Source organism: Rhodobacteraceae bacterium Araon29, assembly GCA_039640505.1.
Taxonomy (GTDB): domain Bacteria; phylum Pseudomonadota; class Alphaproteobacteria; order Rhodobacterales; family Rhodobacteraceae; genus CABZJG01.
Genome location: CP046865.1, coordinates 206,334 through 229,169, shown reverse-complemented (window position 1 = coordinate 229,169; position 22,836 = coordinate 206,334). Strand labels below are relative to the sequence as shown.

Genomic DNA, 22,836 nt, shown 5'->3' with positions numbered 1-22,836 from the left:
CTCCAGGTTTTGTTGGTCGTTTCATTTGCTCTTTTTTAGCCTCGCTGTGAGGGGTGCCAAAAGGTGACCCCCTTCTCTATTATTGCCACCGCGCCGTAAAATGCGCTTCCTGCCAAAGCGGCAACGACAATTTCTGCCCACACCATATCCAGCGCGAGCTGGCCAATTGATGCAGAAATTCGAAAGCCCATGCCCAAAGTTGGAGAGCCGAAGAACTCGGCAACGATGGCCCCAATCAGGGCAAGTGTTGTGGAAATTTTCAATCCGTTGAAAATAAACGGCATTGCGGCCGGTAAGCGTAGTTTAATAAACGCTTGCCAAGGATCTGCCCCATAAGTTTTCATCAAATCACGCTGCATCGCGGTGGTTTCGCCTAAACCGGCAACTGTGTTGACCAGCATTGGGAAAAAGACCATCACCACAACAACAGCTGCTTTTGAGTGCCAGTCAAATCCAAACCACATGACTAAAATTGGGGCTGTTCCAATAATTGGCAGCGCCGCGACAAAGTTTCCAACCGGAAGCAATCCGCGTCTTAGAAAATCAAAGCGCTCCACCAAAACCGCCAATGCGACCGCCGCTGTGCACCCGATAAAATACCCGCTGAGCGCCCCTTTTACAAACGTCTGGACAAAGTCCTTCCACAGAATGGGCAGCTTTGCAGAAAATGTTTCTGCGATCATTGAAGGCGGCGGAAGGATTACCAAAGGTACATTAAGCCCTTTGACCACCAATTCCCAATCCGCCAAAATGGTAAAACCGAAAATTGCAGGCACCAAAAGCTTCATAAAACGGGTCTCAGAGGCCGCCGTATTGGCCAAAACTACATTCACACGCCAGGCAACAAGCCAAATTATAAGAGCGAGAATAACCAGCGTCATGACATCCCCATTCTTTTAAGCGTGATGCGTTGCGCCAAGCCAATGAGGGCAACCAATGTAGCGGCCAACACCGCGGCGCCCAGTAGGGCTGACCAAATTTGGATGGTTTGTCCGTAATAAGACCCCGACAAAAGCCGTGCTCCCAATCCGCGCACCGCACCAGTTGGAAGCTCACCAACGATTGCCCCAACCAAGCTTGCTGCAATGCCAATTTTTAGCGATGCAAACAAGTAGGGCATGGAGGATGGTAGGCGTAATTTCCAAAAGCCTTGGGGTGAGTTGGCGCTGTATGTTTTTAGAAGATCAAGCTGCATATGGTCAGGACTGCGAAGTCCTTTGACCATTCCCACGACCACCGGGAAAAAGCTTAGATAGGCACTAATAATCGCTTTTGGCAAAAGCCCTTGCACGCCAACAGAGTTCAAAACCACAATGATCATGGGCGCTATCGCCAATATCGGGATGGTTTGCGACGCAATAGCCCATGGCATCACACTCATATCCATGGCGCGACTATAAACAATTCCAATCGCCAATAAAATCCCAAGCCCTGTGCCAATCGCAAAGCCCAAAAGTGTGGCACTTAGGGTGATCCAGCCATGGAAAATCAGGCTTCGTTTTGAGGTAATTTTCTTATTGACGGTGGAATTCCATAATTCAATTGCCACCTGATGCGGTGCAGGCAGTCGCGGGCGCTCCAAAGCGAAGGTTGCTTTAATGGCAAAGGGGTTCTGGGCCACAAGCAGTATAGCCGATCTGTCACGCCGCTCTTTAGCGCCGCTTGGCGTGACCACTATGCCACTGCGCTCAGCATCGGTCAGAGCCATTTTGATGTTCATGGGCACGACAGCGATGTACCACATCGCCATCAAGCCACAAATCACGACAATGACTGGAAAAACCGAACGCCTCATTCTGGTCCATGCCCCGCCCTAAGGCCTTCTCTGACCCGTTGGGCTATCTCAATAAATTCAGCACTATCCCGGATTTCTAGGGGCCGGTCAGCCGGTAACGGGCTTTCTATGACATCACTAATGCGCCCCGGCCTTGGGGACATAACAACAATCTTCGTCGATAAGTAAACCGCTTCCGGGATGGAGTGGGTCACAAAGCCGATGGTTTTGTTGGTGCGCCGCCAAAGATCCAGAAGTTGCTCATTAAGGTGGTCCCGAACAATTTCATCAAGCGCCCCAAAGGGTTCATCCATCAACAAGATGTCGGCGTCAAATGCCAAAGCTCTTGCAATCGAGGCCCGTTGCTGCATACCGCCGGACAATTGCCAAGGAAATTTCTTTTCAAAGTCCGATAGCTCAACCAATTCAAGCACTTGTTGTACCCGTTTGGCCTGATCGGATTTGCTATACCCCATAATCTCAAGCGGAAGCCTGATGTTACCACCGATAGTCCTCCACGGATAAAGGCCAGCGGCCTGAAAAACATATCCGTAGGCGCGCGCATTGCGGGCCTCTTCGGGTGATACACCATTAATGGTAATTTGCCCGCCAGTGGGCTTTTCCAAATCGGCCATAACCCGCAAAAAGGTTGTTTTTCCACAGCCCGATGGCCCAATGAAACTGACAAATTCACCCTTTGATATGTCTAGGTTTATGTTCTTCAGGGCGTGCACAGGTCCATCATTGGTTTCAAACGTCAATGATAGATCCTGGGCAGAAATTACTGGTTCATTGGTCATATCAGAATTTGGCTTTCCTAAGATTGCTGGGGCTTCTGAGTTTCGGCCGATTTAAATGCCGGCCGGAATATTCATTGGATCACGGTGAATTTGCTTGGGCGCGGTGAGTTCTTTCCATTTGCTCAGGGCAAGGTTTGCTGATGGAAAGGCTGGGCGCGGTACAAAGCGACCTCGGCCCGGATTGGGCTGGCTGTTTTGACCCCATGCCCAAATCACATCACCGCGGCTAATGGTGTAGCGCGACTGGGCGCTGACATCAAAGCCCTCAAAGACGTTGTAATCAAGGATGGAATGATGGTTGGCCACACTTATGGTTTTAGAGATTTTTGGATCCCATACCACGATATCCGCGTCGGCTCCTTCCACAATTGCGCCCTTCTTGGGATATATATTTAGTATCTTGGCGATGTTGGTGCTGGTGACGGATACAAATTCATTTGGCGTCAGGCGTCCGGTTTCCACACCTTCTGTCCACAGCACAGCCAGTCGCTCTTCTAGACCGTTTGATCCATTGGGGATCAGGCAGAAATTGTCTTTGCCCATCAGCTTTTGCTCACTGGTAAAGGCCGCATGATCAGTGGCAACAACCTGCAGTGACCCGGATTGCAAACCCGCCCAAAGGCTGGCTTGGTGTTCTTTGTTGCGGAAAGGCGGTGACATTACACGGCGGGCGGAATGCATCCAGTCCCCTTTGAAATATTCGCTTTCATCCAGGGTTAGGAATTGCGCCAGTGGCTCGCCATAAACTCGCATGCCTTTTTGACGCGCGCGGCGAATGGCTTCATGCGCCTGCTCGCAGCTTACGTGCACAATATAAAGCGGAACGCCCGCAGCATCGGCGATTGTAATTGCGCGGTTTGCCGCTTCACCCTCAAACTCTGGCGGCCGCGAATATGCGTGGCCTTCGGGGCCAGTGATCCCTTGGGCCAGCATCTGCTGCTGCATATCGGCAACCAGATCACCGTTTTCCGCGTGCACCATCGGTAGCGCACCAATCTCTTTACAGCGCTTGAAGCTGGCAAACATTTCATCGTCTTCAATCATTAAAGCGCCTTTATAGGCCATGAAATGCTTGAACGAATTAACGCCCATATCCACAGCGTCTTTCATGCCGTTAAAGACATCTTCGCTCCAACCTGTGATCGCCATGTGATAGCCCACATCCGAGCAAATCTGAGGCGCGGACTTTCGATGCCATTCATTGATCGCGTTTTTGATAGAGCCATCTTCGCCCGGCAAACAAAAATCAACCACCATAGTGGTGCCGCCAACCGCGGCCGCCCAAGTACCAGTTTCAAAGGTTTCCGCAGCGGTTGTGCCCATAAACGGCATTTCAAGATGGGTGTGTGGATCAATACCGCCCGGAATGACATAAGCGCCTTCAGCGTCAATATATTCGTCGCCTTTTAGGTCTTCTCCGATCTGTTTGATCACTTCGCCATCAATTAAGACATCGGCCTTCCATGTGCGGTCCGCGGTGCACACCTGACCGCCTTTGATCACTTTGGTCATTCTGGCTCTCCTTGTTCAGCAGCTTATTCAATAATTTGCGCAGTCTCGACCACAGCGTGGAACAGCACTTCCGCGCCTGCGGTGGACCAGTCTTTGGATATTTCTTCGGCCTCATTATGGCTTAAGCCATCAACACAGGGGCACATGATCATTGCGGTTGGGGCCACTTGGTTCACCCAACACGCATCATGGCCGGCCCCTGAAATTATATTTCGGTGGCTATAGCCAAGCCGCTCTGCGGCGCTTCGAACCGCCGAGACACAGTCATCGTCAAATGTCACGGGATCAAAACCCCCAACTTTTTCAAAGCTGACCTCAAGCCCCATGTCATCACAGATTTTTGTTGCGCCCTCTTTGAGGCGCTGCTCCATATCTTGGATCACAGCAAGGTCTGGACTTCGAAAATCGATGGTAAAAACCACTTTGCCTGGGATGACATTTCGTGAATTGGGATACACATCAATATGTCCCGCCGCCCCAACAGCATGCGGCTTATGGCTCCATGCGATTTCATTCACCAGATCGAGCACCCGCGCCATTCCAAGACCTGCATTTTTGCGCATTGGCATCGGGGTCGAGCCTGTGTGCGAGTCTTTTCCAGTGATCGTGACCTGTGTCCAGCTAAGCCCCTGACCATGGGTGACAACACCAATATCAGCATCTGCTGCTTCCAAAATAGGGCCTTGCTCTATGTGCAATTCAAAAAACGCATGCATTTTGCGGGCGCCGACTTCCTCTTCGCCGCGCCAACCGATGCGCTTAAGCTCATCACCGAATGCTTTGCCGTCTGCATCAGTACGCTCATAGGCCCAGTCTTGGGTGTGCACACCCGCAAAAACGCCCGATGCCAGCATGGCCGGGGCAAAACGCGTGCCCTCTTCATTGGTGAAATTGGTCACCACAATGGGGTGTTTTGTTTTGATGTCCATATCATTGAGGCTGCGGATAATTTCAAGCCCGCCCAAGACACCTAGAACACCATCATATTTGCCGCCCGTGGGCTGTGTGTCCAAATGTGATCCAACATAGACCGGCAGGGCATCAGGGTCAGTGCCTTCGCGGCGCGCGAACATATTGCCCATCTGATCAAGGCCCATGGAGCATCCCTCAGCCGCACACCAGTTTTGAAACAATGCGCGCCCTTCGCCATCTTCATCGGTCAGTGTCTGTCGGTTATTACCGCCCGCAACACCCGGACCGATTTTGGCCATTTCCATCAAGCTGTCCCAAAGTCGGTCGCCGTTAATTCTAAGGTTTTCACCCGGTGCCGCCATGTCAACTCTCCTGTGCCTGCTACAAAGCCAAGAGACCTTGCAGTCTGTTTTCACGCCTATCTTTGATCGAGCTGAAACGTCACTATTCCACCCATGCAAGTGGTTGTGATCCAAACTCCCTATCCGACACTTCGGCCGTTTTAAGCGTGGTCTTTCTAATTTTTTGACCATCTGGTAAATTGAACCGTAACACAGTTGACTAATCAGTCAAGATTGATTCTTTTTGGTGAAGTCGCGCAATGTCGGAAATGCAGAAATTGCTAAATTTAAAGGCACCAAAAGCTCAGATCAGAGCGGAAAATGAGCGGGTTATTCTTGACGCCGCCGAGACTATTTTTGCACAGCACGGATTTCGTGGGTCAACGATGCAAATGATTGCAGACCAGGCTGATCTTCCCAAGGCCAATGTGCATTATTATTTCGCCTCTAAGAAAGAACTTTATCGACGGGTTGTTGAGCAAATTTTTGGCATTTGGCTGCAAGCGGCGGATAGCTTTGAACAGTCTGACAATCCAGCCGAAGCATTGCGCAAATACATCGAGCAAAAAATGGAAATAAGCCGCTTGCGGAAAAATGGATCTAAAGTCTGGGCCAATGAGGTCATGCATGGGGCCCCGATCATTCAAGACTTTTTGGAAACGCAGCTGACCGAATGGACAGATGGCCGGATTGAAATGATCCAAAAGTGGATTGAAGATAAAAAAATTAGACCGATTAATCCCCGGTGGGTGCTCTATATGATTTGGGCTACAACCCAGCATTATGCTGATTTCACCCATCAGGTTGAGACCTTGAACGCAGCTGAGCCTTTATCCAAAGAACAATGGGACGATGCAACCGAAACCATTTTTCAAATTATTTGGGCTGGTTTAGCCCCCAAGTCTGGTACATAGAGCGGTGCTCTGATAGGTGCGGTATCTATGGAGCGATCTAATAAAAAACCGTTAACGCGGATACAAAAGCATAATATCTCGGCAATATTGGATGCAGCTTTAGAGGTGTTTTCAGCGCATGGGTTTAGGGGATCAACCCTGGATCAGATCGCAAACAAGGCCGGTCTTTCAAAACCAAACGTGCTCTACTACTTCAATGGCAAGGAAGCGATACATGTCGCGTTGCTTAGCGATCTTTTGGACACTTGGCTAGATCCTTTGCGGGCGTTAAACCCAAATGGAAATGCCCGGGATGAGTTGCTTGCCTATATTCGCAGAAAACTTGAATTATCGCGGAATTTTCCCCGTGAAAGCCGTCTTTTTGCCAATGAAATCGTCCAAGGTGCCCCAAGGATTGAAAATTTTCTAAAAGGCGAACTGCGTATTTTAGTAGATGAAAAAGCAACCGTTATTTCTCAGTGGATGGATGCCGGTCAAATCGCTAAGCTTGACCCCTATCACCTTATTTTTTCAATTTGGGCTCTGACCCAGCATTATTCAGATTTTGAAGCCCAAATTAAACTTGTCAGAGCCGGTAATATCACTGATCCCTATGACGGCGCACAGTCCTTTGTAGAGACTATTTTTGACAAAATTCTATCGCCTTAAGGACGGCTATTCTGCCGCCCGCGCCATTGGGTTGTTCGGGTGGGTCGTCCAATCACCATGATCAGGTGAGATAGGTGTGCCAGTGCGTTCATCCATTGCGCCAACTTCCAGTGTCTCCATTGTGATGCAGCCTTCCACAGGACAAACATTAATGCAAAGGTTACAGGCAACGCATTCATCATCTCGAACATCGAAAACGCGATCGTCGGACATTGTAATTGCCTGATGGCTTGTATCTTCACAGGCTGCATAGCAACGACCACATTTAATGCAGTCATCCTGATTTATGCGGGCTTTGGTGACATAATTGAGATTGAGATATTGCCAATCGATAACCTTTGGCACAGCCTGCCCGACAAACTCATCAACCGAGCTATAGGATTTTTCGTCCATCCATTGTGACAGACCCGAGATCATTTCTTCGACAATTTTAAAACCATATGTCATGGCAGCGGTACAAACCTGCACATTACCGGCGCCAAGAGCCATAAACTCTGCAGCATCTCGCCATGTGGTAACACCACCGATCGCGGAAATGGGGACACCACTTGTTTCACCGTTGCGGGCGATCTGGGCAACCATATTCATCGCAATGGGTTTAACCGCAGGTCCGCAATATCCGCCGTGGGTGCCTTTGCCATCAATGGTTGGTGTGGGCGCCATAATATCAAGATCGACACCAGTGATAGACGTAATTGTATTAATGAGGCTCACCGCATCCGCACCACCGCGTTTTGCGGCCTCAGCAGGTTGGCAAATATCAGAAATATTTGGCGTCAATTTTACAATACACGGCAACCGGCTGTTTTGTTTGACCCAGCGGGTGACCATTTCCACATATTCGGGCACTTGACCGACAGCGGATCCCATTCCACGTTCCGCCATCCCGTGAGGGCAGCCGAAATTCAATTCCACTCCGTCCGCTTCTGTATCCTCAATCAAAGGCAAAATAGCCTTCCATGCGGCCTCTTCACAAGGAACCATCAGCGACACCACCACGGCACGGTCCGGAAAATCACGCTTAATGGTCTTGATCTCTTGCAGATTGATTTCCAGCGGCCTGTCGGTAATCAACTCGATGTTGTTTAATCCCAAAAGGCGCCGGTCTGCACCCCAAATGGCGCCATATCTTGGCCCGTTCACATTCACGATGGGCGGGCCCTCTGAACCGAGCGTTTTCCAAACAACACCGCCCCAGCCGGCTTCGAAAGCGCGGCGTACATTGTATTCTTTGTCGGTCGGCGGCGCCGAGGCAAGCCAAAATGGATTGGGGGATTTAATCCCGATAAAGTCGGATGTCAGGTTTGCCATATTAGCACTCCTTTGTGCCTTTGATGTGCCGCCAAGCCTTTAGGCCAGCAGCGTTTTATGTATATCTTCTGCAGCATCACGTCCCTGCGCCACTGCGGTTACGGTTAAATCATCGCCCTCATTGGTACAGTCACCGCCTGCCCAAACACTCTGGAGCGATGTACGCCCAGCACCGGTGACAGCAATTTTACCGCGCGCAAGGTCAAGCCCATTCAGGGCGGTATCTAAGGTCTGTCCAATGGCTTTGAAAACTTGATCTGCTTTTAGGCGAAAGGTTTCGCCAGTCTGTTCAAGTTTACCGCCCTCTTGGCGCGTGTAGGCAAATTCTATCTCTTGCACGGCGCCATTTCCAATGACCCCGACAGGCTGCGCGTTTGCAATAATATGAACACCGTGTGACGCAGCAAGATCTTGTTCAAACTTGGACGCGTTCATGTGCTCACGGCCCCGGCGATAGACTAAATGCACCTGCTCAGCACCCAATAATTTTGCTTGCACAGCGGCATCTACCGCCGTCATACCCCCGCCGATCACTGCAACATGGCGCCCAACAGCCATTTGGGACAAATCGCTTGCCTGTCTTAAGTCTGCAATAAATGAAACCGCGTCTTCGACGTGTTGTTTTTGCTCGCCATCAAGCCCAAGCGCGTTGGTGCCTGCAAGGCCGATGCCCAAAAACACCGCATCATATTCACTGGCCAAATCCTCAAGCGACAAGTCACGACCCAACGCCTTGCCGAGCTCGATCTTGATACCACCGATTTTAAGCAGCCAATCCACTTCCTCAGCAGCAAAATCATTGGTGGACTTATACGCCGCGATCCCAAATTCATTCAGCCCACCGGCTTTTGGCCTAGCGTCAAAAACGGTTACATCATGACCGTACATGGCCAAGCGATGCGCGCAGGCAAGACCTGCAGGACCAGCGCCAAGCACTGCAATAGTTTTACCGGTTTGTGCAGCTCTTTCAAACGGATGAATACCCGCAGGGATTACCCGGTCTGTCGCAAAGCGCTGCAGACGACCGATTTCAACTGGCTTGCCTTCAGCTTTTTCACGAACGCAGGCCTCTTCACACAGGGTTTCTGTTGGGCAAACCCGGGCGCACATTCCACCAAGAATATTTTGCGATAGGATTGTTTTGGCCGAGGCTTCTGGCGTGCCTGTTGAAATCTGCCGGATGAACAGCGGAATATCAATGTCAGTGGGACAGGCGGTAATGCACGGCGCGTCGTGACAGAAATAGCATCTATCGGCTGCAACCAGCGCTTCGTGATCATCCAAAGCGGGATGCAGGTCGGCAAAATTATCTTGATAGCCCTGCGGCGTCAACCGACCAGTGGCGACCCCTGATTTTGTACTTGGCTGGGACACACGGAACTCCTAGCTTATGATCTTTGAAGTGATCATGACATGGAATCATTTTTTTATCAATTGGTAAAATTTCTAAGGGTTTGACAAAAATAGGCTAGGCAGAGATCATTTGGGCAAAGGAATAAAAAACTGGCGTTAGATAAAACTTACCTTTCAGCACATGCGAGCATGGTGCTTTTTGCGATTTTGGTTTCCGGCTCCTATCCCATTGGGGCCTATATCGCGAATGATATTGATCCCATTGCCCTCACCTTTATCCGGTTTTTGCTGGCGTCTGTTTTGCTCGCCGGTTTTTTGTGGCGCAAAAACATGTTTCTGCGCGAATACTTCAAACGACCGTGGCGGTATTTTTTACTTGGGGGAAGCTTTTCGTTTTATTTTATCTTTATGTTTGAAGCCCTTAAAACCGCATCACCGATTTCCACGTCGAGTATTTTCACCATGATGCCGTTTCTGGCTGTCTGTTTGGACCGCGCAGTTTTTGGTTTAAAAACCAAGTCCAATATTGTGTTTTATCTTCTGGTTGGCGCTGCTGGCGCTTTGGTGATTGTGTTTCAAGGATCCCTCGCCAACCTCATTTACCTAAACCTTAGCTATGGTGAGCTGGTGTTTTTCTTGGGTACAATTTCGCATGCAGTCTATGCGGTATTTATGCCAAAACTACGCTCTGGCGAGCCTGCTGTTTTTATTAGTTTTGCCGTTATGGCCAGCGCCAGCATCTTAATATTACTCATTTTTCCAAGCAGAATATTGCAAACAAACTGGACTGATCTGGGCTGGGATATGTATCTTTGCATTGCCTATCTTGCGATTTTTGCCAGCATTTTTTCCTTTACCCTGCTGACCTTTGCGTCATCCCATTTGGCCAGTGGGCAGTTGACCGCCTATACGTTTAGCACGCCGTTCTGGGTCACCGTTTTTCAAGTGGCTGTCTTTGGTCAGGAACTTTTGGCCTATCTTATTGTGGGCGGCGTAATGATTTTCTTTAGCCTTGTGATGCTGCTTTGGCGTGCTCAGCCACGCGCAGAGCCAAAGCCGCAAACCGTATAAAAATGGCGCGCCCTCGCCCACGGTTTGGATGAATATAGGCCAAAATGACACATCAGTATCACGTCAGTATCGCAGCTGTATCGCAGAGGTGCCAAAAACATGTTTTTACGCGCTTACCCGGCGGATTCGGTGCGGGGTTCCGTGCTAAAGGAAACCTCAGCAAAGGCAGATGCGATTATGGCTGCGGCGCCCAACCATTGTAGCAGCGCCATCTGCTCGTCTGGCAAAAGGATCGAGGCGCTGATAATGGCCACCAAAACCTCGGACATCATCAAAATGCCAACCCGCCCGGGAAACAGGATTTGTGAAATGGTGAAAATCAGTAAAACTGAGGGCAGTAAAACAAAAACAGAGGTGAAAAATGCCAAAGCAAACCCCGCCTTTAAACTGTCGATATCCGGCGTTGGATAGTCAAATAATGCCAGCCCAAGTCCAAGCCCCACAACGGTGGTGACCATCAGTTGCACTGAGGTAATGGTCAACGTCGGGCTACCGGGCCAGCGCTTTAAGCTGGCAGCACCCACCGCCCAAAATACCCCGGACAGCAGCGAGCACAGATCACCGACGTTGATTGACCCGTTGAAGCCTTGATCCGTCCTGAGCAATAAAAAACATCCCAATAACCCGCATATAATCGCCAGAATACGCAGCGCCGTGACCCGCTCGGACAGCCAGATCATCCCGATAATGGTCGACCAGATCGGGGTCAGGTAAAACAGCAGGGTCGCGCGCACCACCGATGTAGCCACAAGGCCGGTGGCATAAAGCGCCAAACCGATGCCCAATATCACGCCCGCGAACACAGCCGGCGTAAAGTTGATATGCAGGCTGCGGCGCCAGATGAAGAGGGCAGGAACCAGCACCAGAATTGGGCAGGCATTGAAATAGGCAATTGACCAAGGCCCCATAACGCCCAATTGCTCTAGACCGCGAATGGGAACCCAATATAGCCCCCAGACGGCAGCAGCTAAAAAAATCATAATGCTGAGCGAGCGATCAGAATATCGACCTATAGTCCAAGTGATCATTCAACAGCCACTTTCTGGCCAATTTTGATTGGCATAGGGGTCATTTTCATTGGCCTGAAACTCTGCAAACCACTCTTTCACGTCGGGCATTATGTTTTGGCCAGAAAAATAGCCGTTTATAATTTCATCAAGTTTCTCGCCGCCGAAGGATGGCGAATGACCTGCGTGAATGACCTCGGCGCCAAGCCGTTGCAAGCGCTCAAGCGTGTGGCGATAAATCTGCTTGTCCGAATGGGGATGACTGTCGAGCAATGCGCCATCATAAACCGCATCGCCAGAAAACAATGTGGCAGATTTCAAATCATATAGCCCAATAGATCCAGGCGAATGGCCGGGCAAATGCAATACCTGAAAAGCGCGGTCCCCAAGATCGATGATATCGCCCTCATCTATATATCCAGTCAGCGGCGCGGGGTTATGGTAAATGTCTGGCGGTCGAAATCGCCATGTCTTTGAGGGCATATAAAATCAATCTCTGTCCAAGCGCCCTTGAACAGCACCGCCTCACGCCCACCCGCAGCAAAGGCTTCGGCTTCAAGCTTATGGCCCAGCCGGCAGTCAAATTCATGCAGGCTGCCGCTATGATCGAAATGCGAATGGGTGGCGATGGCCTTTAGGGGTTTGTCTGTTGACTGCGCAATGTATTGCTTGAGCGGATTAAGCCCCATGCCGGTGTCAATCACCAGATCGCAATCGCGGCCCTGAACGTGCCATATGTTGCAGCGCATGAAATTGGCAACACCAGTTTCTTGGATACAGCTTACTCCGGGCGCAACAGGTATCGTCACAAGGCTCATCGCCGCACCAATCCAAGCGGTTGTTTGAAAGAAATATCAACGCGCTCCTGCATGAAATACCGCCTAAACTACATGTCCCACCCGGTTTGCGTGGTCTTGATGTGTCGGTACTGTTTTCCGGCAACGCTGCAAATGCAAGAAAAATTTATTCGGCAAAACCTAAAGAGTCACCAAGATGGCTTGCACAAAAACATTGCGCTTCTTTCAATGGTTTTTGTTTGGTTCAGGCGGCCTGAACGCTCTGCGCTTCGGTCAGAATTGTAAACAGGGTTGAGCCGTCCGGATTGGCCCGCAGTTTTCTGCGCAGCATTGGATCGCGCAAGGTCCGGGACACCAGCGCCAGCGCTTTTAAATGCTCTACCCCGGCCGTTTCCGGCGCAAAGAGCGCAAAAATAAGATCCACAGGCTGTTGGTCCACTGCTTCAAATTCAACTGGCTTTTCCAACAGGATGAATGTCCCAACCACACGGTCAATCTGAGCTGATCGCGCATGCGGCAAAGCCACCCCGCTTCCAACCCCAGTCGGCCCGAGAGTTTCTCGCTCTTGAAGGGCCGCAACAGTCTTTGCAGCGTCCAGCCCATGTACGGATTGCGCCAATTCACCAATGCTGTGCAACAGCCGCTTTTTGCTCGATACTGTAGAAATAACTTTTACAGCCTCTGGTTTGAGCAAATTAAACAATTCCATTTTTTATGCTTTCCTAAGCGAGCGCTGATTATACCAAAGGTATTTTCATTGCGGTTCTATCCAACCAATGTTTCCATCATCACGGCGGTACACAACATTTACGCTCTCTTTACCTTCATTCCGAAACACAAGGAATTGGGAACCTGCCAACTCCATTTGCATCACAGCTTCGCCCACCGAAATCATCGGGATTTGCGCTTCTGTTTCTGCAACGATGACTGGCTGTAGCGATTCGGGTTCCGAATCCTCAGCTCCGCTGTCTTGGGCAAGGATATACGAGGAAGCGTGCGAAAGTTCAACCGGCTGCGTGCGCTCCTTGTGATGATCTTTCAAACGCCTTTTATATCGGCGAAGTTGCTTTTCCATTTTATCATTACAGCTGTCAAACGCTGCGTAAATTTCTGTTGCCAAAGCTTTTGCCTGCGCCCTAAGCCCGGTTGAAAGGTGCACAGTGGCTTCGCATGCAAATTGATGTGCATTCTTTGAAAAGACCACATTTGCGTCGGTTGGACGCTCTGCATATTTTCCAACTACAGCGCCAAGTTCATTTTTAACATGCACTTGCAGCGCAGATCCTATGTCAATTTGCTTTCCAGAAATTTGATATCGCATATGAACTCCTTTTGATTGAATAGAAATAACAGCGCGACAAAACCAAAGCCGACGGGCGTACTCACGTCCGGATGCAGGATTTGACAGCTATAATATTGCTGATCGCTTTTTGAAAACGACCCTGAGAGACTCAGCTGAAGTCTAACGCCGCCACCTATATAGAAGGCGACCGAGGGGGCATGTGTCAATGGGGTAGTTCAAAAATCGCACCTCATCGGCGGATTTTAGGAAATCCGGAAACTATCCCCAAGATACACCCGGCGGACATTTTCATTTTCAATCACATCATGGGGTTTACCCGACATCAGAACCTTGCCATCGTGCAGGATGTAGGCGCGATCCACCAATTCAAGTGTTTCACGCACATTGTGATCTGTAATCAAAACCCCAATCCCGCGGGTTTTAAGGTTGGTCACCAATTGCCGTATATCGCCAACAGAAATGGGATCAACACCGGCAAAGGGTTCATCGAGTAACAGATATTTAGGATGAGCTGCCAAACTACGAGCAATTTCCACCCGCCGCCGCTCACCACCAGACAGCGCCATTGCAGATGTGCGCCGCAAATGCTCTAGACCAAAATCGGCCAAGAGTTCTTCAAGACGCTCTCGCCGTTTATGCCGGTCTTGTTCGGAAATATCCAAAATCGCAGATATATTATCTTCGACGCACAGACCGCGAAAAATCGAGGTTTCCTGCGGCAGATAGCCAATACCCAGCCGCGCACGGCGATACATCGGAAGCCGGGTGATATCCTCTCCGTCCAGCAAGACCTGACCACCATCCGAGGCAACAAGACCTGCGATCGCATAAAAGCTGGTTGTTTTACCCGATCCGTTTGGCCCAAGCAACGCGACAATCTCGCCGCGCTGAACAGACATGGAAATATCGCGGATAACCACCCGCCTGCGATAGTTTTTCCGTAGGCCTTTGATGGTTAAGCCCGAATTTGGGTTTTCGCTAATCAGTTCTGCGGCGCTCATATTTTTCTCACTCGCTCGCAGGAACTAAAACTGTTTTGACGCGGCCTGACGCCTTAGAGGTGCCGGTTTCAAGATCGATTTCTGCCCGCTCTGCTACAAGGGTATTGCCTTCTTGAAGTATCGAAACATTGCCCGTCAAAATAATGCTACCCCGCGACAAATCATAGTCGGCTGCATCTGATTTGGCTTTGTCCGGCCCACTGGTCAGCCGGACATTGGTTTTCGCAATCATACTGTTAATCTTTGATCTGTCATCTGAGTAAACAACTTCAACAAATTCCGCGGTAAGCTGCAAATCACCCTGAATGATCAATACATCACCCTGAAACGTAGCTAGCCCGGTTTCGTCATCAAACTTTAGCTGATCTGCAGAGATTTCGATTGGTTCTTTGCTGTCTTCGGTTATTGACCCGAATCCGGGGGTGGCTTCTTGTGCCAGAAGCATAGAGGTGGTAGCACTCAGCGCCCCAAATACCATTAAAATCAGTACCAAAGAAATTTTGCCCACGTTATGCCCCTTTTAGGTTTTCGGATCGTATATCAGCTTTATGCCGTCTTTAAAAATAAATTGCAGGTTACCTGTGTCGGCATCTCGAAAAATTTCCATTGAGCCCGCTTCTAAAATGCCCGCAGCACCGGTGCCCTTCACGGGCCCGTCGGCATAAAGCCAAAGCGCGTCCATTTTGCTGGTAATCTTAGACGCACTCAGTTGATAGCCATCGTTGGCGATAATCTGTACGCTTCCCTCCATCACCAAAAGCCCTTCTGCATTTCGAATGAGCCCGCTGTCCGATGAGGCCAGAATATCTTGGCTTGGGCCAGTTTTGATCCGTAAAACCACCTGATCAATTGCCATGTCTTCATCAACAGATTGATCTGGCTTGACCGACATGGCCGACATACTCAACCGATCACCGGCGCCGGTCACACCCGTAAAATAAGGGGCGCTAACTTGCGGGCCTTTGACCCGGTCATGAAGACGTTTTTCACTATAAGGAATTGTGCTTTCTTCAGGTACACCCTGCGACATGTAAAACATCACGGAAAGCAACCCCAAAGCAATCGTCGGCAACAAGTATTTCAGCCCGGTCATCAGCTGAAAATGTATGTTCTGTGACATTGCCATAAGGGATTTTCGCTCGCTGTAATGCCCTAGTGGGCAAAAATATCAATCTCTGGCCAACCTGCAAGATCAAGCTGCGCCCGGGTGGGAAGGAAGTCAAAACACCTTTGCGCGATCTCTGTTCTACCCTCGCGCGCCAAACGGATGTTCAGCGCATCGCGCAATTGATGCAAATAAAGCACATCGGATGCGGCATAATCCATTTGCGCATCTGTTAATTCATCAGCGCCCCAATCCGAAGATTGCTGCTGTTTGGAAATATCAACCGATAACAATTCCTGCAGCAGGTTTTTCAATCCATGCCGGTCGGTATAGGTGCGGGTCAGTTTACTGGCAATTTTCGTACAATAGACCGGCGCAGTCAGGGCACCAAAGGCATGGTATAGCGCCGCAATGTCAAAGCGCCCAAAATGGAATAATTTTAGCACCTTGGGGTCTTGCAGCATACGGCATAAATTGGGTGCCGCATCCTGCCCCAGCGCCACCTGAACAAGATGTGCATTGCCATCACCGCCAGACATTTGCACAAGACAAAGCCGGTCCCGATGCGGATTAAGCCCCATGGTTTCACAGTCAATGGCGACCACAGGCCCCAAGTCTAAATTGTCCGGAAGATCGCCTTGATAGAGAAAATTGCTCACTGTCTATGTCCTGCTTTGGTCAAGAAACGTTCTTTTCACATAAAGCGAACTGTCTGCTTTCGCAACTGTTGCGCAAGGGTGTCGGCAAGCTTAAGCCGCCTTCAAACTTGGTTGAACAGCGCTCTGCAGGCTTGATAACAACTTAAAAACGCGACATGAATTGGCCAAACAGGAGAATACGGCTGTGACACCCCGCGCAAAATGGCCGAGCGGCGTTGCAAAAACGCTGGCTCTACCAGAGCAAACATTGGCGGCAAATTTAATCGCTTCTGCGCAAAAGTTTGCGCAGCGCACAGCGATTATATTTCACGGGGCTCATTACGACTATCAAACCCTATTGGATCGGGTGGAAAATCTGAGCGGGTATTTGCAACACAGCCAGGGCCTGAAACCCGGCGACCGGGTGCTTTTGTTTATGCAAAACAGTCCGCAATTCGTTATTTCCTATTATGCCATCTTACATGCGGGGGGCGTTGTGGTGCCCGTCAATCCAATGTCGCGCAGCGCCGAGCTTGAATATATTCGCAGTGATACCGATGCAAAAATCATTTGCCACGGCGCTGAGCTCTGCGAGGTGGTCGCGCCGCTTCTAGAGGCTGGTAAATTTGATTGCGCCTTGCTCGCCGATTATGCGCAGATGGCCAATCCGAACTATGATCTGCCGCTGCCCAAAGGCTTGCAAAAGCGGGATTTGGCGCCTTTAGCAGCCAAAGGCTTCACCCTATGGCAACGTGTTATCGACAGCCATAGCGGCGCAGAACCAGCCACGATAAGCCCTGATGACTTAGCCGTCATTCCCTATAGTTCAGGCACCACCGGACAGCCCAAGGGCTGCATGCACAGCCACCGCACGGTGATGGTCACTGCTGTGGGCGGGGTGCAATGGTACAGCATGGATGAAAACTGCGTCTCGCTTGCAACCATGCCGATGTTTCATGTCACCGGCATGCAGGCGGTGATGAACGGGCCGGTGTATGCAGGCGGAACCGTGGTGATCATGTCCCGCTGGGATCGGCGCATCGCTGCCGAACTGATCCAGCGCTACGGTGTGACCCGCTGGCGCTCGATTGCCGCTATGGCGATAGATTTCGCCAATATGCCCGATCTTGAGCGCTATGACCTGTCGAGCTTGCGCGCGATCGGCGGCGGCGGCGCCGCCATGCCCGCACCAGTTGCCCATCGGCTAAAAACCATCACCGGACTTGATTACATCGAAGGCTATGGGCTGAGCGAAACCATGGCTGCCACCCATATTAATCCGGTCGAAGACGCGCGTCCGCAGTGCCTTGGCATACCTGTGTTTGATGTGGACGCCTGTGTTTGGTCGCCCCAAAGCGGCGCAAAGCTGGGCGCCAATGAGGTGGGCGAAATTCTACTGACCGGGCCGCAGCTTTTTTTAGGCTATTGGCGACGGCCAAAAGAAACAGAAGAGGTCTTCGTCACAGTGGATGGCACGCGCTATTTGCGCACCGGAGATATGGGATATGTGGATGAAGACGGTTATTTTTATATGGTTGACCGCCTCAAACGCATGATCAATGCGGCCGGCTTTAAAGTCTGGCCTGCCGAGGTCGAAGCCATCATGCATGGCCACCCAGAGATCGCCGAGGTTTGCGTGATTGGCATTACCGACACCCGGCGCGGCGAAACCGCCAAAGCGGTTATTGTGCCCGTTGATCGTGAAAATCCACCCGATCCGGCCGATATCATCACATGGTGCAAAACCAATATGGCGGCGTATAAATGCCCGACCCATATTGAATTTGTTACCAATTTGCCAAAATCCGGATCAAGCAAGGTGCTTTGGCGCGAGCTAACCGAGCAAGCCAGACAAAGCGAATAGGCCAAAAACGTAACGGCATTTGTCAATTGACCACTTGTACATTGTGTCAAACAGCTTTTTTCTAATTGGACCAAAATAGGGAAATCACATGACGCCTGACAGTCTTTTTGGATTAACCGGCAAAACCGCTTTAGTCACTGGCGGGGCCACCGGTATTGGGCGGATGGCCGCCACAGGACTGGCCGCTGCCGGCGCGCGTGTTCTCATTGCAAGCCGCAAGGCAGAAGCCTGCGCCGAGGTTGCCGCCGCTATAAACGCCGCCGATCTTGCCGGCTCTGCCGAGGGCTTTGGCGGCGATGTCGGCAGCGCCGAGGGTATTGAGACCTTGATCAGCGCAGTGCAGCAGCGCACCGGTGCATTGAACATCCTGATGAACAACGCAGGGCGCACTTGGGGCATGCCATTTGGCGTTTTCCCCTATGACGCTTGGGAAAAGGTGATGGCCCTGAACGTGACTGGCATGTTCCACCTGACCCAAGGTCTGGGCGATATGCTGGCGGATGCGGGAACGGTGGACGATCCGGCGCGGGTGGTCAATGTTGGCAGCGTGATGGGCGAAGTGCCTATGGGCGATGGCGCCTATTCTTATTCGGTCTCGAAAGCAGGGGTACATCATATGACCCGCATTCTGGCTAAAGAACTGGGCCCGCGTCATATCACGGTCAACGCTTTGGCCCCGGGGCCATTTCAATCCGGGATGACCGATTTTGCCATCGGTCAGGACAGCGGCGCAGATCGGGTTGCCGAGCGAGTGCCAAGCGGCCGTATCGGGCGGCCAGAAGATATCGCCGCCTGTCTTCAGTTTCTTTGCGGCTATGGCGGATCTTACATAACCGGCGCAGTGATCCCTGTCTCTGGCGGCATAAACGTGGCCACCGGAGCTTCGATATTCGGAGAGGATTAGGCGATGAGCAGCATTGCACTAGATGATTTTTTAAAGCTTGAGGGCCAGAAAGTTGGCACTTCGCGCTGGTTCGAGATTGATCAAAGCCGGATTGATAATTTCGCCGATGTGACAGAAGACCATCAGTTTATCCACGTGGACGAAAAAGCGGCTGAAAAGACGCCGTTTGGCACCACCATTGCGCATGGGTTTTTGACCTTATCGATGCTTTCGGCGATGATTTACGACGGTGTCCCAGACATCGAAGGCGCCACTATGGGCGTGAACTATGGTTTTGATAAAATCCGGTTCATCTCGCCGGTGAAATCCGGTGCGCGTGTGCGCGCGCATTTCACATTGAAAAGCGTGCGTCACCCCAAACCAACCGAAGTGACCAATATATGGGACATCACCGTAGAAATTGAGGGCCAAGAGCGCCCCGCGCTGATCGCCGAATGGATTGGCAGACAGTATTTTTAACCAAGGACTTCCAAAGAAATGACCAAACTTCCATCGCAACTAACAGGTCTGCGCCTTCCTGTGATCGCAGCGCCGCTTTTCATTATCTCAAATCCTGATCTGGTGATTGCCCAATGCAAAGCCGGCATTGTCGGCTCGTTTCCAGCGCTCAACGCGCGGGAAAAAGACGGCGAGCCGATTGAGCTAGAGCGCTGGCTAAAGCAGATCACAGAAGAGCTTGACCGCTATAACCAAGCGAACCCAGACAATCCGGCGGCGCCTTTTGCAGTCAATCAGATCGTGCACCGGTCAAATGCGCGGCTTGATCGCGATGTTGAAATATGCGCCAAATGGAAAGTACCGATCTGGATTACATCGCTGGGGGCCCGCGTCGAGGTGAATGACGCCGCCCATAGCTGCGGCGGCATCGCCCTGCATGATATTATCAACAACCGCTTTGCCAAAAAAGCGATCGAAAAAGGCGCGGATGGATTGATCGCGGTCGCCGCAGGTGCGGGCGGGCATGCCGGCGCTTTATCGCCAATGGCCCTGATCAGCGAAATCCGCGAATGGTTCACAGGCCCGCTGATGTTATCTGGCTCGATTGCAACCGGCGGCAGTATTCTGGCCGCTCAGGCTATGGGCGCCGATCTGGCCTATATTGGATCGCCTTTTATCGCCACAAAAGAGGCCAATGCAGTCGCCGATTACAAACAAATGATCATCGACAGTAGCGCCGACGACATTGTCTATTCCTCGCTCTTTACCGGTGTGGATGGCAACTATCTAAAGCCCTCAATCTCGCGGGCCGGAATGGACCCTGATAATCTGCCCAGCGCCGATGCCAGCTCAATGGATTTTTCCCAAGACCGCGAAAAGCCAAAATCATGGAAAGAAATCTGGGGGTCAGGTCAGGGCATTGGGGCGATCAAAACCCATATGACAACCCAAGAATTGGTAGATCAATTTACCGCGCAATACGGCCATGCCAAAGACCGCCTGTTTGGGCAAGCGAATGGCTGAACTTTATCTGGCTAGACACGCTCAGGCCAGTTTTGGCGCGGATAATTATGACGTGCTGTCTGATCTTGGCCACGCGCAAAGCTTTGCCCTTGGGCAAGCCATCGCCGCACAGGGCGTGCGGCCGGATCTTTGGGTGATCGGCGATTTAAACCGCCACCGCGAAACACTTGAGGGTATTCAGCGGGGCATGGGGATGGCAGCGGTTGCGCCAGAAATTCACGCTGGGCTGAATGAATTTGACTTTACCGGACTGCTGAATGCGCGATTTGGAGCCGGCAGCGGCCCCAAAGATATGCATAGTGACCGCAAAACCCATTTTAAAACCCTGCGCGAAACTGTTCTGGCGTGGCAGCGCGATGAGATCACCGATCCGCCAGAGAGCTGGGCCACCTTTACCCAGCGCATCGAAGCCGCCCGGCAATTCATCATGCGCGGCGGACCATCTACCGTCCTAGCCGTGAGTTCAGGCGGCCCAATTGGCCAGATGGTGGCATCTGTGATGCAAAGCCCGCCGGATCAACAGATTAAACTGCAACTGCAGGTCAAGAACTGTTCGCTCACACGCTTTATTTTTACGCAAAAAGCCTGTTATCTACACGGGTTCAATGAAACGCCGCATATCACGGCCGAAACTCATCAGTTTTTGACCTATAGCTAAAGGCCAACCATGTCAGACACTGCCCATCTAGATACCGAAGCAGTCAGTGTATGGCTGAGTGACCGCTTGGCTGGATTTAATGGCCCTTTAAGTGCCGAGAAATTTGCCGGTGGGCAATCAAACCCGACTTTCCGGCTGATCACGCCAGGCAAAGACTATGTTCTGCGCCGCAAGCCGCCGGGCGTATTGCTCAAATCGGCGCATGCAGTTGATCGCGAATTTCGGGTGCAAAAGGCGCTTGAACACTCCGATGTGCCCGTCGCGCGCATGCATTTGCTGTGCGAAGATGATGCGGTGATCGGCTCTGCCTTTTATGTGATGGATATGGTTGACGGGATAAATTACGACAACCCGGTCCTGCCGGATGTTGCCCAAGACGACCGCAGCAGGATCCAAGAGGAAATGAACCGTGTTTTGGCCGCAATCCATGATGTGGACATTGACGCGGTGCAGCTGTCAGATTTTGGTCCCGAAGGCAATTACTATCAAAGGCAAATCAGCCGCTGGGCAAAACAGTATAAGGCCAGCGAGACAGAGCATATCCCTGATATGGATGCGCTGATCCAATGGCTGGACAATAATCTTCCTGATGATGACGGCCAGCGGACCTTGGTGCATGGCGATTACCGGATCGACAATATGCTGTTTTCAAAATCCGGCCCCGAATGTCTTGCAGTGCTGGATTGGGAGCTGTCGACCATCGGGCATCCGTTTGCCGATTTGGCGGCAGTGATCATGCAATGGGCCATGCCGACCGGCCCCGAGGGGCGCGGGCTGGCAGGGATCGACCGAAAGGCGCAGGGCCTAATGGAAGATCAAGCCTTTATTGATCTTTATTGCGCGCGGCGCGGATTGGCCGGCATAGACCGGTTCGGGTTTTACTTGGCGTTTTGCTTTTTCCGCATGGCCGGCATTCTGCAAGGCGTGAAAAAGCGGGCGCTTGACGGCAATGCCTCAAACCCCGAGCGGGCATTGAAAGTCGGCCACTATGTTTCAGTTTTTGCGGCTGCCGGCTTAAAAGCTGCAAAAACAGTATGAGCGGTATCGACCATCCTGCGCATTTCCACGATGAACGCCCCTATCCGCTACAGCGTCATCTGGGGTTTGTTTTGGCCGATTGGTCCGAAGGTTATTGCCGGCTTGAATTGCCTTTGGCTGATTTTTTGATGAACCGGCAGGGCATACCGCATGGAGGCGTTTATGCCACATTGGCCGATACAGCCATGGGCTATGCTGGCTGTTTTGCCCCAAAGGGTGCGCCGCCGCGCTGGGCTATGACGCTTAACTTAAACGTCAATTATCTGGCCCAATGCAAAGGCGATCTGTTAATCGCCACCGCCAATCGTACCGGCGGCGGCCGCAAAACATTTTTCGCTGACGCCTCTCTCAGCGATAACCTATCCACAAAAATTGCCAGCGCAACTGGCGTATTTCGCTATCGTAGCAGTCCACCATAAAGGAG

At 51.3% G+C, this 22,836-nt stretch carries 26 protein-coding genes; 10 read left to right on the top strand and 16 right to left on the bottom strand.

What is annotated here, in order from left to right; translation table 11 throughout:
• Window positions 1-35 precede the first annotated feature (35 nt).
• From GN278_01035 to GN278_01015, 5 genes are read right to left on the bottom strand one after another with little or no spacing between them, the layout of a single operon-like run.
• Window positions 36-881, bottom strand: coding sequence for an ABC transporter permease subunit (locus GN278_01035; protein XAT59537.1), 846 nt, complete (start codon window positions 879-881; stop codon window positions 36-38).
• On the bottom strand, window positions 878-1,795 hold the full coding sequence (locus GN278_01030; GenBank protein ID XAT59536.1) for an ABC transporter permease subunit: 918 nt from the start codon (window positions 1,793-1,795) through the stop codon (window positions 878-880). Before GN278_01030 ends, GN278_01035 begins: the two co-directional genes overlap by 4 nt.
• Window positions 1,792-2,574, bottom strand: coding sequence for an ATP-binding cassette domain-containing protein (locus tag GN278_01025; protein XAT59535.1), 783 nt, complete (start codon window positions 2,572-2,574; stop codon window positions 1,792-1,794). The genes GN278_01030 and GN278_01025 overlap by 4 nt, the downstream gene beginning before the upstream one ends.
• A gap of 51 nt (window positions 2,575-2,625) precedes the next feature.
• Window positions 2,626-4,086 carry a dihydropyrimidinase gene (gene hydA, locus GN278_01020; protein XAT59534.1) on the bottom strand — a complete coding sequence of 487 codons (1,461 nt, stop codon included), beginning with the start codon at window positions 4,084-4,086 and terminating at the stop codon, window positions 2,626-2,628.
• A gap of 23 nt (window positions 4,087-4,109) precedes the next feature.
• The gene (locus tag GN278_01015) at window positions 4,110-5,360 is read right to left on the bottom strand and encodes a hydantoinase/carbamoylase family amidase (GenBank protein ID XAT59533.1); all 1,251 of its coding nucleotides are present in this window, start codon (window positions 5,358-5,360) and stop codon (window positions 4,110-4,112) included.
• Window positions 5,361-5,608: 248 nt separating this feature from the next.
• On the opposite strand from GN278_01015, the gene GN278_01010 reads away from it, so the two are divergent.
• On the top strand, window positions 5,609-6,253 hold the full coding sequence (locus tag GN278_01010; protein XAT62481.1) for a TetR family transcriptional regulator: 645 nt from the start codon (window positions 5,609-5,611) through the stop codon (window positions 6,251-6,253).
• Between the two features lie 27 nt (window positions 6,254-6,280).
• The gene (locus tag GN278_01005) at window positions 6,281-6,901 is read left to right on the top strand and encodes a TetR family transcriptional regulator (GenBank protein XAT59532.1); all 621 of its coding nucleotides are present in this window, start codon (window positions 6,281-6,283) and stop codon (window positions 6,899-6,901) included.
• A gap of 6 nt (window positions 6,902-6,907) precedes the next feature.
• Here the strand turns inward: GN278_01005 and preA are convergent, their stop codons facing one another.
• Together preA and GN278_00995 are read right to left on the bottom strand one after the other, a co-directional pair.
• Complete coding sequence (preA, locus tag GN278_01000) at window positions 6,908-8,212, bottom strand: NAD-dependent dihydropyrimidine dehydrogenase subunit PreA (GenBank protein XAT59531.1); 1,305 nt, start codon at window positions 8,210-8,212, stop codon at window positions 6,908-6,910.
• Between the two features lie 39 nt (window positions 8,213-8,251).
• Complete coding sequence (locus GN278_00995; protein XAT59530.1) at window positions 8,252-9,586, bottom strand: NAD(P)-binding protein; 1,335 nt, start codon at window positions 9,584-9,586, stop codon at window positions 8,252-8,254.
• Between the two features lie 168 nt (window positions 9,587-9,754).
• Here GN278_00995 and GN278_00990 point away from each other — a divergent pair, with 168 nt between their 5' ends.
• Window positions 9,755-10,636, top strand: a complete 882-nt coding sequence (locus GN278_00990) for an EamA family transporter (protein ID XAT59529.1) — start codon at window positions 9,755-9,757, stop codon at window positions 10,634-10,636.
• Between the two features lie 113 nt (window positions 10,637-10,749).
• On the opposite strand, the gene GN278_00985 is transcribed toward GN278_00990, so the two are convergent.
• The 9 genes from GN278_00985 to GN278_00945 form a co-directional block, all read right to left on the bottom strand.
• The gene (locus tag GN278_00985) at window positions 10,750-11,664 is read right to left on the bottom strand and encodes an EamA family transporter (GenBank protein XAT59528.1); all 915 of its coding nucleotides are present in this window, start codon (window positions 11,662-11,664) and stop codon (window positions 10,750-10,752) included.
• Window positions 11,665-12,126 (bottom strand): MBL fold metallo-hydrolase, encoded by a 462-nt coding sequence (locus GN278_00980; GenBank protein XAT59527.1) that lies wholly within the window; start codon window positions 12,124-12,126, stop codon window positions 11,665-11,667.
• Window positions 12,066-12,461, bottom strand: coding sequence for an MBL fold metallo-hydrolase (locus GN278_00975; GenBank protein XAT59526.1), 396 nt, complete (start codon window positions 12,459-12,461; stop codon window positions 12,066-12,068). Before GN278_00975 ends, GN278_00980 begins: the two co-directional genes overlap by 61 nt.
• A 223-nt stretch (window positions 12,462-12,684) precedes the next feature.
• A complete protein-coding gene (locus GN278_00970; GenBank protein ID XAT59525.1) occupies window positions 12,685-13,149 on the bottom strand; it encodes a PTS lactose transporter subunit IIC in 465 nt (154 codons plus the stop codon).
• Window positions 13,150-13,194: 45 nt separating this feature from the next.
• Window positions 13,195-13,761 carry a ribosome-associated translation inhibitor RaiA gene (raiA, locus tag GN278_00965; protein XAT59524.1) on the bottom strand — a complete coding sequence of 189 codons (567 nt, stop codon included), beginning with the start codon at window positions 13,759-13,761 and terminating at the stop codon, window positions 13,195-13,197.
• A gap of 224 nt (window positions 13,762-13,985) precedes the next feature.
• Window positions 13,986-14,744, bottom strand: coding sequence for an LPS export ABC transporter ATP-binding protein (gene lptB, locus GN278_00960; GenBank protein ID XAT59523.1), 759 nt, complete (start codon window positions 14,742-14,744; stop codon window positions 13,986-13,988).
• Between the two features lie 7 nt (window positions 14,745-14,751).
• Window positions 14,752-15,252, bottom strand: coding sequence for a lipopolysaccharide transport periplasmic protein LptA (gene lptA, locus GN278_00955; protein ID XAT59522.1), 501 nt, complete (start codon window positions 15,250-15,252; stop codon window positions 14,752-14,754).
• Window positions 15,253-15,264: 12 nt separating this feature from the next.
• A complete protein-coding gene (locus tag GN278_00950) occupies window positions 15,265-15,870 on the bottom strand; it encodes a hypothetical protein (GenBank protein XAT59521.1) in 606 nt (201 codons plus the stop codon).
• A gap of 26 nt (window positions 15,871-15,896) precedes the next feature.
• Window positions 15,897-16,508, bottom strand: coding sequence for a ribonuclease D (locus GN278_00945; protein ID XAT59520.1), 612 nt, complete (start codon window positions 16,506-16,508; stop codon window positions 15,897-15,899).
• Between the two features lie 184 nt (window positions 16,509-16,692).
• On the opposite strand from GN278_00945, the gene GN278_00940 reads away from it, so the two are divergent.
• The 7 genes from GN278_00940 to GN278_00910 all read left to right on the top strand — a co-directional run bounded on the left by GN278_00940 (window position 16,693) and on the right by GN278_00910 (window position 22,831).
• Complete coding sequence (locus tag GN278_00940; protein ID XAT59519.1) at window positions 16,693-18,351, top strand: AMP-binding protein; 1,659 nt, start codon at window positions 16,693-16,695, stop codon at window positions 18,349-18,351.
• A gap of 88 nt (window positions 18,352-18,439) precedes the next feature.
• Window positions 18,440-19,255 carry an SDR family oxidoreductase gene (locus GN278_00935; protein XAT59518.1) on the top strand — a complete coding sequence of 272 codons (816 nt, stop codon included), beginning with the start codon at window positions 18,440-18,442 and terminating at the stop codon, window positions 19,253-19,255.
• A 3-nt stretch (window positions 19,256-19,258) separates the two neighbouring features.
• A complete protein-coding gene (locus tag GN278_00930; GenBank protein ID XAT59517.1) occupies window positions 19,259-19,714 on the top strand; it encodes a MaoC family dehydratase in 456 nt (151 codons plus the stop codon).
• Between the two features lie 18 nt (window positions 19,715-19,732).
• Window positions 19,733-20,716 carry a nitronate monooxygenase gene (locus GN278_00925; protein ID XAT59516.1) on the top strand — a complete coding sequence of 328 codons (984 nt, stop codon included), beginning with the start codon at window positions 19,733-19,735 and terminating at the stop codon, window positions 20,714-20,716.
• Entirely contained in the window at window positions 20,709-21,374 is a 666-nt protein-coding gene (locus tag GN278_00920) for a histidine phosphatase family protein (GenBank protein ID XAT59515.1), read from the top strand. The genes GN278_00925 and GN278_00920 overlap by 8 nt, the downstream gene beginning before the upstream one ends.
• A 9-nt stretch (window positions 21,375-21,383) precedes the next feature.
• Window positions 21,384-22,412, top strand: a complete 1,029-nt coding sequence (locus tag GN278_00915) for a phosphotransferase (GenBank protein XAT59514.1) — start codon at window positions 21,384-21,386, stop codon at window positions 22,410-22,412.
• Window positions 22,409-22,831 carry a hotdog fold thioesterase gene (locus tag GN278_00910; protein XAT59513.1) on the top strand — a complete coding sequence of 141 codons (423 nt, stop codon included), beginning with the start codon at window positions 22,409-22,411 and terminating at the stop codon, window positions 22,829-22,831. The genes GN278_00915 and GN278_00910 overlap by 4 nt, the downstream gene beginning before the upstream one ends.
• Window positions 22,832-22,836: the final 5 nt, after the last annotated feature.

Excerpts from the sequence above, each read along its gene's own strand:
- GN278_00925 (XAT59516.1), top strand. The coding sequence starts at position 19,733 with ATGACCAAACTTCCATCGCAACTAACAGGTCTGCGCCTTCCTGTGATC.
- GN278_01010 (XAT62481.1), top strand. The coding sequence starts at position 5,609 with ATGCAGAAATTGCTAAATTTAAAGGCACCAAAAGCTCAGATCAGAGCG.
- GN278_01025 (XAT59535.1), bottom strand. The coding sequence starts at position 2,574 with ATGACCAATGAACCAGTAATTTCTGCCCAGGATCTATCATTGACGTTT.
- GN278_00935 (XAT59518.1), top strand. The coding sequence starts at position 18,440 with ATGACGCCTGACAGTCTTTTTGGATTAACCGGCAAAACCGCTTTAGTC.
- GN278_00980 (XAT59527.1), bottom strand. The coding sequence starts at position 12,126 with ATGCCCTCAAAGACATGGCGATTTCGACCGCCAGACATTTACCATAAC.
- lptB (XAT59523.1), bottom strand. The coding sequence starts at position 14,744 with ATGAGCGCCGCAGAACTGATTAGCGAAAACCCAAATTCGGGCTTAACC.
- GN278_01030 (XAT59536.1), bottom strand. The coding sequence starts at position 1,795 with ATGAGGCGTTCGGTTTTTCCAGTCATTGTCGTGATTTGTGGCTTGATG.
- GN278_00930 (XAT59517.1), top strand. The coding sequence starts at position 19,259 with ATGAGCAGCATTGCACTAGATGATTTTTTAAAGCTTGAGGGCCAGAAA.
- GN278_00910 (XAT59513.1), top strand. The coding sequence starts at position 22,409 with ATGAGCGGTATCGACCATCCTGCGCATTTCCACGATGAACGCCCCTAT.
- GN278_00915 (XAT59514.1), top strand. The coding sequence starts at position 21,384 with ATGTCAGACACTGCCCATCTAGATACCGAAGCAGTCAGTGTATGGCTG.
- hydA (XAT59534.1), bottom strand. The coding sequence starts at position 4,086 with ATGACCAAAGTGATCAAAGGCGGTCAGGTGTGCACCGCGGACCGCACA.
- GN278_00970 (XAT59525.1), bottom strand. The coding sequence starts at position 13,149 with ATGGAATTGTTTAATTTGCTCAAACCAGAGGCTGTAAAAGTTATTTCT.
- GN278_00975 (XAT59526.1), bottom strand. The coding sequence starts at position 12,461 with ATGAGCCTTGTGACGATACCTGTTGCGCCCGGAGTAAGCTGTATCCAA.
- preA (XAT59531.1), bottom strand. The coding sequence starts at position 8,212 with ATGGCAAACCTGACATCCGACTTTATCGGGATTAAATCCCCCAATCCA.
- GN278_01015 (XAT59533.1), bottom strand. The coding sequence starts at position 5,360 with ATGGCGGCACCGGGTGAAAACCTTAGAATTAACGGCGACCGACTTTGG.
- raiA (XAT59524.1), bottom strand. The coding sequence starts at position 13,761 with ATGCGATATCAAATTTCTGGAAAGCAAATTGACATAGGATCTGCGCTG.
- GN278_00990 (XAT59529.1), top strand. The coding sequence starts at position 9,755 with ATGGTGCTTTTTGCGATTTTGGTTTCCGGCTCCTATCCCATTGGGGCC.
- GN278_00920 (XAT59515.1), top strand. The coding sequence starts at position 20,709 with ATGGCTGAACTTTATCTGGCTAGACACGCTCAGGCCAGTTTTGGCGCG.
- GN278_01035 (XAT59537.1), bottom strand. The coding sequence starts at position 881 with ATGACGCTGGTTATTCTCGCTCTTATAATTTGGCTTGTTGCCTGGCGT.
- GN278_00950 (XAT59521.1), bottom strand. The coding sequence starts at position 15,870 with ATGGCAATGTCACAGAACATACATTTTCAGCTGATGACCGGGCTGAAA.
- GN278_01005 (XAT59532.1), top strand. The coding sequence starts at position 6,281 with ATGGAGCGATCTAATAAAAAACCGTTAACGCGGATACAAAAGCATAAT.
- GN278_00985 (XAT59528.1), bottom strand. The coding sequence starts at position 11,664 with ATGATCACTTGGACTATAGGTCGATATTCTGATCGCTCGCTCAGCATT.